We start from the raw sequence: 13764 nt of genomic DNA on the forward strand, positions 1-13764 counted from the left end.
GTCCCTCCGCTGGCCGCCGTCACCTATTGGGTCGGATTGGAGGACCTGGGAGCACCTCTGAGTGCCCGAGCACCGTCCTACCTGATAGGGCCTATCTGACGCAAAGCGTCAGGAATGAGCGGCCTAAACGGAAATTCCAGGGTTTAGGCGGCGAGAAGGGGCAAGGACCCAACCCATGAAATAGGGCACGACCTGTCAAATAGGGGTATGTGCTCCCGACGTGGCAGGTTATAACGCCGCGCCTGGAAGCGAGCGCCAGTGGGTGGCTCGCCTCCTCTCGTTCACGTGAGCAAGGTTCGTGTGGTGAGAGCCAACCTGAAAGGTTCGACGATCTCTTTCTCCCTGGGGCGCCGCAGTCCGCGCCGCAAGGAGCCGGAGCTGCCCGTTGCGGTGCGGCGGATGGAGAAGCGCCTGGCATCGACGGTGGGCGGGGCGTCTCGGCTGGCGCGCATGCGCGCGGGGCTGACGCAGGCGGATGTGGCGCAGCGCATTGGCGTGGCCACGGAGGTGTATGGGCGGATGGAGCGGGGGAAGATGCTGCCCAGCGTGCCCACGCTGCTGCGGCTGTGCGTGGTGCTGCGCAGCGGCCCGGACGAGCTGATGGGCCTGGCGCCGCGCAACAGCTCGCCCGAGGACTCGCCCTGGGCGGACGAGGTGCCCTCCGGGCTGGATGACACTCCGGACATGCGCCGGTTGTTGCGCACCCTGCGCCGGCTGAGGCGGCCGCAGATCAAGCTGATGCACCTGGTGGCGACCGCGATCATCGCCCGCTCGTGAGGCGGGCGGTGGGGTGAACTGCCCACCCACGGGCCCGGAGGCGATGCGGTTCGCGGCGGATGATCACGCTTGTCATCCCCTCGGAAATACTGGCCTCATCGCCCCATGAGCGAGCCGTGGATGGCACATGGCGACTAGACGGGCCGGGCCGAAGCGGCACTCCGACAGGGGCCGGTCCGTGCAGGTGGGGTGGGTGCTCGCCGTGGCGCTGTTCGCGGTGCGGGCCTGGGGCGCAGGGCCGGGTGCTCTCGATGCGGGCCCTCCGGATGCGGGCCTGCCCACGGAGGTGGGGGTCCACCGGACCGGCGCGGGGTTCGAGGTGGAGGCGCCCGGCCCGCGGGATGCTGGCGTGGAGCCCGCGTTTCAGGCCCCTACGCTGCTCGCGGACTCTCCGGCCACCTACCCGAAGCAGCTCGCCGCGGAGCGGGTGACCGGCACGGTGCGGCTGGAGCTGCTGCTGGACGAGGCGGGCGAAGTCGAGTCCGCCACCCTGGTGGAGGGCCCGCACCCGCTGCTCAACGACGCCGCGCTGCACGCCGCCGCGGGCCTGCGCTTCACCCCGGCCCTGCTCAACGGCGAGCCGGTCCCCGTGCGCATCGGCTTCGAGTACCACTTCGAGGCGCCTGTCGAGGGAGCGGCCCCGGCAGGGGATGGAGGCCCGGCGCCCGCGCCTGCGTCCGTGACGCTCAAGGGGCTGGTGCGAGAGAAGGGCAACCGTCGCCCTCTGCCGGGAGCGGTGCTGATCTCGGACGCCGCGCCGGGCGTGCCCGTGGAGACGGATGCGGAGGGGCACTTCGAGGCGCGCTGGCCCTCGGCGGCGCAGCGGGTGCGGGTGACGGCGCCAGGGCACAAGCCCGCCACCTTCATCGAGAACATGCGCCGGGGCGAGACGCTGGAGGTCGTCTACGGCCTGGAGCCGCTGGTGATCAACCCGTACGAGACGGTGGTGCGCGGGGATCGCGAGCGCACGGAGGTGTCCCGCGTCACCTTGCACGAGGCGGAGCTGCGCGAGGTGCCCGGCACCATGGGAGATCCGTTCCGCGTGGTGATGCTGCTGCCGGGTGTGGGGAGCATGCTCTCGGGAGTGGCCTACCCGGTGGTGCGAGGCAGCCAGCCGTCATCCACGGGCTACTATCTGGATGGCATCCGGGTCCCCATCCTCTTCCACCTCTTCCTGGGTCCGGCGGTGCTCCACCCAGACTTCATCGACACGATCGACTTCTACCCCGGCACGCCGCCGCCGCGGTACGGACGGTTGATGGGCGGCGCCATCGATGGCCGGCTGAGCCACCCCCGCGATGATCGCGTCCACGGCAGCGCCTACATTGATCTCATCAACGCGGGCGCCTTCGTCGAGTACCCCTTCAAGACCACCGGCACCAACGTCTCCATCGCCGGGCGCTACTCATACACGCCGTGGATCATCTCCCTGGGGGCCAACGCGTTCCAGGATCCCCCGCCTCCGGGCCGGAAGAACGACAAGCTCGTGCTGGACTTCTGGGACTACCAGGCGCGCGTGGAGCAGGACCTGGGGGAGGGGAAGCTGCGGCTGTTCGCGTTCGGCTCCTCGGACACGTTCGGCACCAAGGCCCAGGACACGCTGGGCACCACGGCGCTGCAGACCATCCTCTTCCACCGGGTGGACTTGCGGGATCGGCGGCGGGTGGGGCCGGGCGAGCTGGAGACCGGGGTGACGTGGGGGCTGGATCGGCTGTCCACGGTGGGCCGGGACACGAGCGGCACCAATGACTTCTTCATCGACCAGGGGACGCTGGCGGCGCGCGTGGGCTACGACGCGAAGCTCTCCGAGCGGCTGTCGCTGCGCAGCGGCGCGGACGTGGATCGCAAGTTCGCGCGGGTGACGGCCCGATCCGAGGGCACTGACCTGGATGGCACCGGCATCCGCGAGGTGCGGCTCGACCAGCCGGTGGCGGTGGGGCTCTTCACCGGAGCGTGGGGCGAGCTGCTCTGGCAGCCGGACGACAAGTGGACGGTGGTGCCCGGGCTGCGCGTGGACAACTACCACCTGTCGGGAGGCATCAACCACGCCGCGCTCGAGCCGCGGCTCACCGCGCGCTACCGGCTGCGCGACGACCTGACGCTCAAGGGCGGAGCAGGGCTCTTCCACCAGGCCCCCACCACCATCATCAGCATCCCCGTGGTGGACATCTCCGGGCTCGAGCAGGGGCTCCAGGAGGCGCTCCAGCTCACGGCGGGCGCGGAGTGGAAGGCGCCCCACTCGTTCGACGTGGGCCTGGACGTCTACGTCAACCCGATGCTTCGCACCGTGGAGCTGACGCCCTTCGCGGACGAGACCATCGTTGATGATGGAAACAATGGAGGAGGGGTCACCTCGCCGCCCCGGCAGAGGCAGGTGCGGGCCTCCCAGGTCGCCATCAACAATCGGGATCTGCCGAACCTGGTCAGCCACGGCCTGGCGTACGGCATGGAGGTGTTGCTGCGCCGGCCGTTGGGGGGCAACTGGTTCGGATGGCTCTCGTACTCGCTGCAGCGCAGCACGCGCTACACACGCTTCTATCGCTATGACTTGCACGGAGACGTGGTGGGCCAGGATGCGAAGAGCCTGCCCTTCGTGTTCGACCAGACGCACATCCTGAACCTGGTGCTCAGCTACAAGTTCGCCAACAACGTCACGCTGGGCGGAGTGCTGCACTTCAACACCGGGCGCCCCGAGACGGCGGCGCTGGGCACCCAGACGCAACGCGAGGGCGTCCGCGTGGCCCCGGATGGCTCCATGGTGCCCGCCTGGGTTCCCGTGGATCGCGATCAGGTGGACCGGCTCCCCGCCTTCTTCCGGTTCGACGTGCGGCTGGCCAAGGCGTGGGCCTTCGAGACGTTCACGCTCGAGGCGTACCTGGACATGCTGAATGTGAGCATCAGCCAGGAAGTGGTGGGCTTCGACTACACCTCCATTGGCCCTCCGGGAACGCCGTTGCTCAAGAAGCCCATTGGCATCCCCGTCGTGCTGCCCATCCTCGGGCTCAAGGGGCGCTACTGAGCGAATCCGCTGTCCGGCGCCTCACAGCCCCTGGGCCGCGGCCGAGCGAATGTCTACCGCTACGCACTCGTGGCATCGATCTAAAGTCTGGGGTGAGAACACTCCGGTGTGAAACGTGGTAGGGCTCAAGCGCTGCGCCGCGCGCTCTTCTTCGTCCGGCTTCCTGGCTCGATAGCGGTGCGCTGGGGGGTTGTGTCCATGCTGACGTCTTCTGTTCCAGGGAGAACCCTGGCGCGAGGGCTCTATGCCGAGAGCCCGACGCCATGTCTCCTCTTCGAAGCGACGCGCGATCCTGAAGGGAACCTGCTCGTGTTCCAGTTCGTGGCGGCCAATCCAGCCGCCGAGGCCCGGGCCCGGCTGGACGAGCCAGACGGGGGCCCGGCGCGGTGGGCGGAGGAGCTGCAAGGTCTGCTGGAGCTGGCCGACTGCGCACGCGTGCTGGAGACGGGAGAGCCGTCCATCACCCAGCTGTGCGTCCAGTCCCGGGGGGTGGAGACGTGGTGGCTGTCCACGGCGGTGCGGCACGGGGATGGCTTCGCGCTGTGGCTGCGCGACGTGACGCGCGAGCGGCTGGAGGAGCGCGAGGCCCGCCAGGCGCTGGAGCAGGCTCAGGCCCGCGAGGAGCGCATGGAGGAGGAGGCGGAGTTCCGCGAGCGCTTCCTCGGCATCCTGGGGCATGACCTGCGCAACCCGCTCAACGCCATCAGCCTGTCGGCGCGAGCCATGGCGCAGTACGGCTCGTTGACGGCGATGCAGCAGGAGCTGGGCCTGCGCATCGAGGCGAGCGCGGCGCGCATGACGAAGATGATCGCCGACATCCTGGACCTCACGCGGGCGCGGCGCTCGGATGGCATCCCGCTCGTCCTGGCGCCCTCCAGCCTGTCCTCGGTGTGCTGCCAGGTGGTGGAGGAGCTGGCGGTGGCGTACCCGGAGCGGCAGATCGCCTATGACGATGAGGACTCCGGCTGGGGAATGTGGGACGCCGAGCGGCTGGCCCAGGTGGTGAGCAACCTGGTGGGCAACGCGCTGGAGCACGGGGGAGCGGACGTGCCGGTGTTCGTGCGCAGCTACGCCCGCGGGGAGCTGCTGGCGCTCGAGGTCCACAACCCGGGCGAGCCCATCCCCGAGCCCCGGCTGGCCACGCTCTTCGAGCCCTTCCAGCCGGCGGACACCTCGGGCCAGCGCAAGCGGCGCAGGGGGCTGGGGCTGGGGCTCTACATCGTGAGGGAGCTCGTCCACGCGCATGGCGGGCGCGTGGCGGTCCACTCCGCCGAGGGCGAGGGCACCACGTTCACCGTGCTCCTGCCACGCGACGCGCGCCAGGCGCTGGCGGAGCGCTCGGCCCCGGGCGAGGCCCACTCGACGTGAGCCTCGGCGGGCCGGGGAGGCAGGCGCGGGGGGTGCTCGCGCCTACTCCACGGCCTGGACCGCGGGAGCGGCGCGCAGGGTGAAGAAGGCCACCTCCGGCTGGGTGCCGCGCCGGAGGTACGGGCCGCCGAAGCCGAAGCCCAGGCCCTGGTTCACGTAGAGCTGGTTGCCCCGCACCTGGTAGTGCCCGCGGATGTAGGGCTGGCCCGCGCGACGGAAGAGGGCCTCGGTCAGCCCGCCCACCCAGAACTGGCCGCCGTGCGTGTGCCCGGAGAACTGCACCAGCCCCGCGTACGGCGGCAGCTTCTCCACCGTCGGCGGAGTGTGCGCCAGCACCAGGCGCGTGCCCGAGGTGGGCGCGCCGCGGAAGGTGGCCGCCACGTCATCGCGCCCGGTGCGCCCGTCATCCACGCCGAGGATCGCCGCCGGAGCGCCGCGCACATGCACCACGCGGTGCTCGTTCTGCAGCACCGTGTAGCCCAGGCGCTCGAAGCCCTCGCGCAGATAGGGCGCGTTCACCCAATGGTCGTGGTTGCCGAGCACCACGAAGACAGGGCCCTGCAGGCCCGAGAGCACCTCGCGCACGCGCGGCAGCGGCTTGGGGCTGTGCGTCACATAGTCGCCGGTGAGGAACACGAGGTCCGGCGCCGAGGCGTTCACGGCCATCACCGCGCGGCGGATGCGGATGTCGGAGGTCGCCTGCCCCACGTGGATGTCCGACAGCTGGGCCACGCGCAGGCCCTCGTGCGACGGGTTCAGCCCGGGGACGTGGAGCTCATACTCGTTGAGCGCGAAGTGATCGCGCCAGCGCAGGCGGAGCTCGGACCGCAGCGGATCCTCACCGCTTCTCGCCACCACCTGGTTCCGAGCCAGCGCCAGCCGGTTGCGCCTCTTGGTGAAAGGCGCCGGACTCTCGGCGCGGAGGGCGAGGCGGCGGGAGAGTCTCAGGCGCATGCGGTTCCTTCCGTCGGGGAGGGGGTAAGGGCTGGAGATTCTAGAGAGGACATCCCACGCGGATGAAGGTGGGGGCCTGGACCTGCTTGCCCCACGAGCATCCGAAAGTCGGAGAACAAGAAGCACGAAAGCCACGGAGAAATTCCTGCCCCGTGCCCGGCCGCTCCCTGGGCTACCCGCCAAAAAAGAAACGGGGGAGGGTGTTGGCACCCTCGCCCCGTCACCTGCCAGCCTTCAGCCAGCCGCTCCGTGTCCGGCTCAGTAGCCGCGCAGCACCGTGAGCCCCGCGTCCGTGAGCACGTAGAGCATCGCGGGCGTCACCGTCGGATCATAGTGCAGCTCCTTCACCGTGCCGCCGGCCACGCCGTCCACCTTGGTGAGGTGCTTCTGCGCATCCAGCTGCCACAGCCCCGCGCCCGCCGTGCCGATGAAGAGCGAGCCATCGTCCGTGGCCGCCAGCGACAGCAGCGAGTCCGTGGGCAGCCCCTGCACCTTCGTGGCCTGCTCGTCCGAGCGGCGCTGGATGGTCATCTGCCACAGCCCGAAGTCCCGGCTGGCCACGTAGTAGAGCCCATCCTTCGTCTGCTGGAAGCCGCGCCAGTAGTCCATCTCCTCGACGCTGTTCACCTCCTTGACGAAGCTGTTGAGCTTCTCCGGGTTGACGCTGTCATCCATCCGGTCCCAGTCGATCAGGTTCGGCGAGGGCATCACCACGCCCACGTTCCAGTCGTTGCCGATGAGCACCTCGCCGTTCTGGCCGATGCCCAGCGCGTTGCACAGGCCCGTCATCTGCGTCTTGCCCACCAGGTTGCCGTTCTCGTCATACTTGGGCTTGAACCACACCGGGTGCCGGTGGCTGTTGTACACGAGCCCCTTGATGCGGGTGACGCCGTGGTTGGTGCCGATGTAGATGTCCCCCCGGTTCGCCCCGCGCATCACCTTGGTGCAGGTGAGCACCGTCCGGTCCTCGTCGAAGTGGTGATCGTTCGAGTTGCGGAGGCCCAGGTTCTGCGGGGCGTTGCGCACGGACTTCTGCAGGTGCTCCTCCAGCTCCACGTTGCCGTCCGCGGTGAGCCGCACCACGTCCATGTCGCCCTTCTGGTATTCCTGATAGCGCACCGGGTCGAACCGGCTCGGATCTGGATCATTGTAGGCGGGGAAGTTGCTCCCATCCGGGCTGTAGATGAACGAGGGAGACAGCTCGGCGGCCGCGTAGCCCACGTAAGCGCGGCCCGCGCTCCCGCCGCAGATGACGGTGGAGCCCAGCGCCAGCGTATCCGGCCCGAAGCCATTGCGCGCCTGCCCGATGTTGCTCACCCAGCGCGGCTCGGTGTCGCCCGGCCGCAGCACGCCGATGCGCTCGCCGTCCAGCAGCCAGAGGTTGTACGCGTCATCCACGCCCACCGAGCGCACGCGCCCCAGGTTGTAGCGCTGGGTGTAGTTGACGAGCTTCTCGTTCGGCCAGGGGCCCGGGCCGCCGGTCTGCGGCGGATTGACCGGATCCGACGGAGTGCCCGCGTCCGGAGGAGTGCCCGCGTCCGGAGGAGTGCCCGCGTCCGGAGTGTCGACCGGAGGAGGAGTGCTCGCATCCGGAGCCGGCTTCTGAGGCTGTTCAGGCTCCTCGACCACGGGCGGGGTCTGTTTCCCAGAATCCGTACAGGCCCATCCCAACGCCACCGCCACCACCGCACACGCGCCCCACAGTCTCCGTCTCACGTTCTTTGGCCTCCTCCATCGGTGGATCAGGAGCAATTGCCGTACCGGCCTGGAGGCGGGGTGCAAGAGGCCTGGGAGGGTGATCGGCCTCCCAGGGAGGGAAGGGGTTTTCCCAGAAGCAGTCGAGCCCGCTCCCCAGTGAGGGAAGCGGGCCCGACTGCTTGAGGCGAACGCGGTGCCTACTTCTGCAGATCGTTGTTCGTGTCGTTGTGCAGATCGTTCGCGTTGTTGTTCACGTCGTTGCCCACGTCCTGAGCGCCGTTCTTGATGTCGCTGCCCACGTCCTTGGCGCCGTTCTTCACGTCGTTGCCCGTGTCGCGTGCGTCATTCTTCAGCCCGGCGCCGCCCGTACCGTTGTCGTTCACCGTGTCGTGCTTCATCGTCTTGTCGGTGGACTTGGTGGAGGTGCCCCTGGGGCTGACGGCGCGCAGCTCCACGGCGACGATGTCCTGGCCCTCGAGCTGGAACTTGGCCCGGACCTGGGCACCCTCGGGCAGCGCGTCCTTCTTCACCTTCTTGCCGTCCAGCCACAGCGCCGTCTTGTCGCGGATGTCCAGGTCCGCGGCCGGCAGGCCCGGGCGCTCGATGGTCACGCCCTCAGTGGTCTTGTCCTTGATCGTGCCCTTGATGGTGAAGGCCTGGGCGCTCTTGAAGGTGCCCTCGCTCTCGGTCTGGACGCCGGTGATGTCCTTGAACTTCTTGGAGATCGTCGGGCCCACCTGGGTGGCGTCGACGCCCTCGTTCGCGCCCTGCTGGGACTCCTTGAGGGAGTCCCCGGGCTTCTGCGTGAACACCTGGGTGGCGTCACGCTTCTTCGCCTGCTGAGCCTGCTGCTCCTTCTGGACCTTGTCGTTGGTGGTCGTGTCGTTGGCGAAGGCCGCGGTACCCACGCAGATGGCCAGCGCCGCAATAAGCTTCTTCATTCCCCGTCCCCTTGAAATGGATTGAATGAACTTCGGGGGAAAAAGTGGGGTGCATCTCTCTCCGCGCCAACCGCCGCTCTCTTCCCTGGCCCCTCCTGATCGGAGAGCAGCCGGGCAGAGCAGCCAGTCAGGCAGACGCCGCTCTGCTCACCAGACCTTGAGCAGCTTGGGGCGGCAGACGAACTTGGGGTTGCGCAGGTCCACCACATAGATGTCGCCGGTGGTCTCCTCGAAGCGTCCGGAGAGCAGGCCCAGGCCTGCCGCGCTGGCGACGTACCAGGCATCCTGTCCTTCGAGCTCCTTGAGGTGGCGGAGGTAGACGACGCGGCCCTCCACGGCCCAGAGGGTGCGGAGGCCGTCCTTGTGCACCCCCAGCGCCTTCTCGGGCGGAGGCGCCAGCCGGGCGAGCGAGGGTGGCACGGAGTCCAGCACGTACTTGTCGAAGGCCTTGTTGCCGCTGGGCTCCACCACCTGCACCGAGCGGAGCTGGCCGTCCGCGGCCTGCTGCAGCTCCAGGACGATGACGAGGTCCGGCGCGGGCTCGGCGAGCTGCTGCATGGCCTCGCCCGCTTGGAGGAAGGCGCGCATCGAGTCGTGCGCCGGGTTGCCGTGGGAGAGGGCCTCGAGGCGCTCGGCGGGCGTGCGGGGCTCGCGGCCTTTGGAGCCGGTGGGGCCGCGCGTGGAGCCGGTGGCGCCATAGCGCTGGGCCTGGGCGAGGTAGTTCTGGGCCAGGCGCTTGCCGGTGCTCTGCACGTCGAAGAACGGCGGCTTCTCCATCTGCTTCTCCAGCGCGGCGCGGATCTCACTGAAGTAGGGGTGCACCAAGCCGTTCTCGACGCGCAGCGTGGCGAGATCATCCTCGGCGAAGGACTGCACCCGGGCGGAGACGCGAGCATGCTCCTCGGCGGCCAGCGCCTCGGGCGAGAGGCTCGGATCATCCGGGTGGAGCGTGTGGCCATGCGAGGCCTCGGCGGTCTGCGGCACGCTCCAGCCTCCCGAGGGCGTAGGAGGAACGAGCGACGGGTGCTTCGGCTCCTGCGCGAGCGGCGCATCCGGGGGAGGCACGGCCGGGGTTGGAGGAGCAGGAGGCATCGCGGGGGGAGACTCGGGCGGAGGAGAACGGCGAACCGGCCGGGGCCGCTCGGGATGGGGCGTGGGAGGAGGCGGAGGAGCGGGGGCGGGAGCAGGCGGCTCGGGAGGCGAGGAGAGCACCTCCACCACGAGCGGAGGCGGCGCTGGCTGCGGCGCGCTCATCTGGCGCACGGGCTCATGCTCCCAGAGCAGAGCCAGGAGCGCCGCATGAAGAAGGACCGAGACGAGCCCGGCCCACCCGAGGCGTGAGCGCCGCATCCCCCCACGCTCCCAGAAAGCCGGGGCGCGCTCAACTCCGTCCCGTCACGCGGTGGACAGCCAGGCAGGCGCTGTCCGCCTCGGGACTCAAACGCAGCGGTCGCAGAGGCCGCGCAGGTGGATCTCCACCGCACGCGCGGCGACGGACTTGGGCGCCCCCTTGGACGGCGTCAGGCGCACGGACTCCTCGGAGAGACAGGACACCGTTCCGCAGTCCGTGCAGGTGAAGTGGGGGTGGCTCCCGGTGTGCGTCTTGCCCGGGCGCCGCAGCTCGAAGCGCCACACGTGATCGCCCAGATCGGCGCGCATCACGAGCCCGGCCTCGGTCAGGTCCGTCAGGTTCCGGTAGATGGTGACGCGATCGTAGCCCTCGTCGCCCAGGGACTCGACGAGATCCGCGTGGCTCAGCGGCGCGGTGGCCCGCTCCAGCTCTCGCAGCACGGCCACCCGAGGCGCGGTGCTGCGCAGCCCCACCGAGCGGATCTTGTCCTGGAAATCAACGAGCTTGGGCTGTCGTACAGAGGGCATTCGAGCTTGGGAGCGCGAGGAGACGGTGCGCTGCGAGGAACGGGCCGGTGAGGGACTCATGCCGCCCGATTTCAACTGAACTTGGGGGGCGATAGCCAGCAGTGCCTGCAACGCCGGGGCGCCGCCTACCGGACACATGCCTCGTCCCCCGGGGACCACTCCCGTTTGTATTGATCACTTCGCACCTTGCGACTGCCTCCGGAAAAACCGGACAGGACGGAGAGTTGGCGTCGAGGGGCAGGCACGAGGAGCTCGGGGGGGGCCGAGCTCCTCGGCACGCTCACCACACCCCGGTTCGCAACCGTTCACCGAGACGGAACCGGAACTATGACCCAGAGAGAACCCAATGTCGTGGCCAGGCCGCTGCCTGGCAACGCAGTGACTCGTGCGCCCAGCGCCCGGGAGGAGAACACCCAGCTCACGGGCGCGGGCTCCATCTTCACGCCCAGCCCGCCCACCGCGCAGTCGGCTCCCGGAGCGCCACCGCAGCGGCCCTTCTTCAGCCCGGAGCGTGCGAGGGCTCGCGCGGAGGCGGCCCCGCGCCTGGAGTCCGGCCCCGCGCTGGAGTCTGGCACCCGCATCCACCAATACGAGCTGATCCGCCAGCTGGGCAGCGGCGGCATGGGCACCGTCTTCCTCGCCCGAGACACGCGGCTGGGCCGCCGCGTGGCCATCAAGTTCCTCCACACCACCACGCCGGAGATCACCCGGCGGTTCATCCTCGAGGCGCGGGCCACCGCGAGCTGCAGCCACGAGAACATCGTCATCATCTACGAGGTGGGGGAGTTCGAAGGCAGCCCCTACATGGTCCTGGAGTACCTGCAGGGTCAGCCGCTGAGCAAGGCCGCGGGGAGCGGGCGCCTGCCGCCGCCTCGCGCTGTCGAGTGGATGGTGCCCGTGGTGCGCGCGCTCGGGTGCGCGCATGGACAAGGCATCGTCCACCGGGACTTGAAGCCCGAGAACATCTTCGTCACGGACGCGGGCACCCTCAAGGTGCTGGACTTCGGCATCGCGAAGCTGCTCCAGAAGCCGGAGCGCTCGTCCGAGCAGACCCAGGAGGGACGTGCTCCCCAGGCCGAGGAGACGCACGGCCCGCCCAGAGTCCTGAAGCCCGGCGAGACGCCGCCGGAGCTGACGCGTGGCGGAGCCCTGATGGGCACGCTCTCGTACATGTCCCCGGAGCAGTGGCGCGGCGGCGCCGAGGTGGATCACCGGACGGACATCTGGGCCGTGGGGATCATGCTGTTCCGGATGCTGGCGGGGAAGCACCCGTTGGATCCGCTGCGGGGGGCCCAGCTCGCCGTCACGGGCTTCCTGGACGAGCCGATGCCTCGCCTGCGTGCCGTGGCGCCGGAGGTGCCGGCGGGGCTCGCGGACGTGGTGGACCGGTGCCTGCTCAAGAACAAGGAGCAGCGCTTCCCGGATGCGCTCTCGCTGCTGCGCGCCCTGGAGCCCTTCCTCCCTGGCCAGTACGCCCGCGAGCTGAGCCTCGACGAGAGCCCCTATCCCGGCCTCTCCTCGTTCCAGGAGGCCGACGCGAATCGCTTCTTCGGACGCTCGCGGGAGATCGCCGCCCTGGCCAACCGCATCCACGACCAGCCGCTCATGGCCGTGGTGGGCCCCTCCGGCGCGGGCAAGTCCTCCTTCGTGCGAGCCGGCGTGGTGCCCGCGCTCAAGCGCTCCGGCGAGGCCTGGGAGGTGCTCGTCATCCGTCCCGGGAGGGATCCGCTGGCGGCCCTGGCCAACAGTGTCGCTCCGCTGATCAGCTCCTCCACCACGGTGGCGGATGATCTGCGCGCCCAGGAGGAGCTCATCACGCGCATGCGCCACGAGCCGGGCTACGTCGGCGCCGTGCTGCGCAACCGGGCGCGGCGCTCACGCCAGAGCATCCTCCTCTTCGTCGATCAGTTCGAGGAGCTCTACACGCAGGTGTACGACGCCAGTGAGCGGCGGGCCTTCACCTCGTGCCTCGCCGGCATCGCCGACGACGCGACCTCGCCAATCCGCGTCCTGCTCTCGCTGCGCTCCGACTTCCTGGACCGGGTGCCCGAGGACGAGCACTTCATGGCGGAGCTGAGCCACGGCCTGTTCTTCCTCACCCTGCCGAGCCTCGAGGGCCTGCGCGACGCGCTGGTGGCGCCGGCGGAGATGGCGGGCTACCGCTTCGAGACGCCAGCCATGGTGGCCAGCATGCTCCAGCACCTGGAGGCGACCCAGGGAGCGCTGCCCCTGCTGCAGTTCGCCGCCAGCCAGCTCTGGGAGCAGAGGGATCCGGAGCGCAAGCTGCTCACCGAGCAGCGCTACGCGGCCATGGGAGGCATTGCTGGAGCGCTGGCCAGTCATGCGGACCGCGTGTTGGCGGAGGTGCCCGCGCAGGCGCGCGAGCTGGCCCGGGCGCTCTTCCTGCGGCTGGTGACGCCCGAGCGCACCCGCGCGATCGTCTCCATGGAGGAGCTGGGGGAGCTGTCCCAGGACGGCGCGGCGCTGCAGCGGCTGATGGAGCTGCTCGTCCAGGCGCGGCTGCTGGTGGTGCAGACCGGGGGCAGCGCTGGCGGGGCCACCGTGGAGATCGTCCACGAGTCGCTCATCCACAGCTGGCCCACGCTGCGCCGCTGGTTGGACGAGGGCCAGGAGGACACGGCCTTCCTGGAGCAGCTGCGCGTGGCGGCCCGGCAGTGGCAGGCCAAGGAGCGAGACAGCGATCTGCTGTGGCGCGGCGAGCTGGTGGAGGAGGCGCAGCGCTTCCAGCGCCGCTACCGAGGGGAGCTGCCCCGGATGCAGCAGGACTTCCTGGCGGCGGTGTTCGCACTGGCGGCCAGGGACACCCGGCGCAAGCGGACGCTGGCCGTGGGAGCCATGGTGTTCCTGGGCCTGCTGGTGGCGGCCTCCTCGGTGGCGCTGCTGATCATCCGGGAGTCCAAGCAGGAGGCGGTGCGCCAAAAGCAGGAGGCGGTGCGCCAGGCCGAGGCCGCGCAGCTCGCGGAGGCCGAGCAACGCAAAGCCAAGGACGAGGCTGAGCGCAACCTGGCCGAGGCGCAGGCCAAGGAGCAGCAGCGGCGGGAGGCCCTGGAGAATGCAGTAAGGGCCAAAGCAGAGGCGGAGAGCGCCAAAGAGAGACTCTCTGCTGCC

General features: G+C 69.7%; 9 protein-coding genes. 4 read left to right on the top strand and 5 right to left on the bottom strand.

Translation table 11 applies throughout. The features are described from left to right. Window positions 1-285: 285 nt before the first annotated feature. From ACJ8AT_RS22875 to ACJ8AT_RS22885, 3 genes are all read left to right on the top strand, one after another. On the top strand, window positions 286-777 hold the full coding sequence (locus ACJ8AT_RS22875) for a helix-turn-helix transcriptional regulator (protein ID WP_407739935.1): 492 nt from the start codon (window positions 286-288) through the stop codon (window positions 775-777). 127 nt (window positions 778-904) lie between these two features. Beyond that, a complete protein-coding gene (locus ACJ8AT_RS22880; RefSeq protein ID WP_407739936.1) occupies window positions 905-3796 on the top strand; it encodes a TonB family protein in 2892 nt (963 codons plus the stop codon). Window positions 3797-3994: 198 nt separating this feature from the next. After that, window positions 3995-5164, top strand: a complete 1170-nt coding sequence (locus ACJ8AT_RS22885) for a sensor histidine kinase (protein ID WP_407739937.1) — start codon at window positions 3995-3997, stop codon at window positions 5162-5164. A gap of 42 nt (window positions 5165-5206) precedes the next feature. Here ACJ8AT_RS22885 and ACJ8AT_RS22890 read toward each other — a convergent pair whose 3' ends face one another. The 5 genes from ACJ8AT_RS22890 to ACJ8AT_RS22910 form a co-directional block, all read right to left on the bottom strand. After that, window positions 5207-6118, bottom strand: a complete 912-nt coding sequence (locus ACJ8AT_RS22890; RefSeq protein ID WP_407739938.1) for a metallophosphoesterase — start codon at window positions 6116-6118, stop codon at window positions 5207-5209. 258 nt (window positions 6119-6376) lie between these two features. Continuing rightward, the gene (locus ACJ8AT_RS22895) at window positions 6377-7834 is read right to left on the bottom strand and encodes a hypothetical protein (RefSeq protein ID WP_407739939.1); all 1458 of its coding nucleotides are present in this window, start codon (window positions 7832-7834) and stop codon (window positions 6377-6379) included. 179 nt (window positions 7835-8013) lie between these two features. Next, window positions 8014-8757, bottom strand: coding sequence for a hypothetical protein (locus ACJ8AT_RS22900; RefSeq protein WP_407739941.1), 744 nt, complete (start codon window positions 8755-8757; stop codon window positions 8014-8016). A 147-nt stretch (window positions 8758-8904) separates the two neighbouring features. Beyond that, the gene (locus tag ACJ8AT_RS22905) at window positions 8905-10107 is read right to left on the bottom strand and encodes a TonB C-terminal domain-containing protein (protein WP_407739942.1); all 1203 of its coding nucleotides are present in this window, start codon (window positions 10105-10107) and stop codon (window positions 8905-8907) included. A gap of 87 nt (window positions 10108-10194) precedes the next feature. Further along, window positions 10195-10635 carry a Fur family transcriptional regulator gene (locus ACJ8AT_RS22910; RefSeq protein ID WP_407739943.1) on the bottom strand — a complete coding sequence of 147 codons (441 nt, stop codon included), beginning with the start codon at window positions 10633-10635 and terminating at the stop codon, window positions 10195-10197. A gap of 327 nt (window positions 10636-10962) precedes the next feature. On the opposite strand from ACJ8AT_RS22910, the gene ACJ8AT_RS22915 reads away from it, so the two are divergent. Next, a partial coding sequence (locus tag ACJ8AT_RS22915) for a protein kinase domain-containing protein (RefSeq protein ID WP_407739944.1) occupies window positions 10963-13764 on the top strand: 2802 nt, incomplete at its 3' end.

Origin of the sequence: Hyalangium sp. (assembly GCF_045802625.1) — a bacterium.
In the GTDB taxonomy this organism is placed as follows: Bacteria; Myxococcota; Myxococcia; order Myxococcales; family Myxococcaceae; genus Hyalangium.

Excerpts from the sequence above, each read along its gene's own strand:
- ACJ8AT_RS22885 (WP_407739937.1), top strand. The coding sequence starts at position 3,995 with ATGCTGACGTCTTCTGTTCCAGGGAGAACCCTGGCGCGAGGGCTCTAT.
- ACJ8AT_RS22900 (WP_407739941.1), bottom strand. The coding sequence starts at position 8,757 with ATGAAGAAGCTTATTGCGGCGCTGGCCATCTGCGTGGGTACCGCGGCC.
- ACJ8AT_RS22910 (WP_407739943.1), bottom strand. The coding sequence starts at position 10,635 with ATGCCCTCTGTACGACAGCCCAAGCTCGTTGATTTCCAGGACAAGATC.
- ACJ8AT_RS22880 (WP_407739936.1), top strand. The coding sequence starts at position 905 with ATGGCGACTAGACGGGCCGGGCCGAAGCGGCACTCCGACAGGGGCCGG.
- ACJ8AT_RS22890 (WP_407739938.1), bottom strand. The coding sequence starts at position 6,118 with ATGCGCCTGAGACTCTCCCGCCGCCTCGCCCTCCGCGCCGAGAGTCCG.
- ACJ8AT_RS22905 (WP_407739942.1), bottom strand. The coding sequence starts at position 10,107 with ATGCGGCGCTCACGCCTCGGGTGGGCCGGGCTCGTCTCGGTCCTTCTT.